Source organism: Xanthomarina sp. F2636L, assembly GCF_026410195.1.
In the GTDB taxonomy this organism is placed as follows: Bacteria; Bacteroidota; Bacteroidia; order Flavobacteriales; family Flavobacteriaceae; genus Xanthomarina.
Window position 1 is genome coordinate 1 of the sequence record NZ_JAPMLM010000050.1, and the last position, 218, is coordinate 218.

1 protein-coding gene is annotated in these 218 nt (G+C 39.9%); it reads right to left on the reverse strand.

Going from position 1 to position 218, the window contains the following annotated elements; all coding sequences use genetic code 11:
- A partial coding sequence (locus tag OS191_RS00235) for a hypothetical protein (protein WP_267153698.1) occupies window positions 1-218 on the reverse strand: 218 nt, incomplete at both ends.

A 218-nucleotide genomic window follows, 5' to 3' on the forward strand; every position in this document is an offset into this window, starting at 1 on the left:
GAATTATCAGTTGAATCTACTGGAGTTGCAACTATATCACCAGCACAGTTATCTGTTGCTGTTAAATCTATAGGAGCAGGTACATCATCGATACACTCTACTGTTAGATCAGCTGGAGCAGCTGGAGCTACAGGTGCCGTAGTATCAGAAACAGTAATAGTTTGTGACACACTAGATGTATTATTACAAGAATCAGTAAATGTCCAAGTACGCGTAAC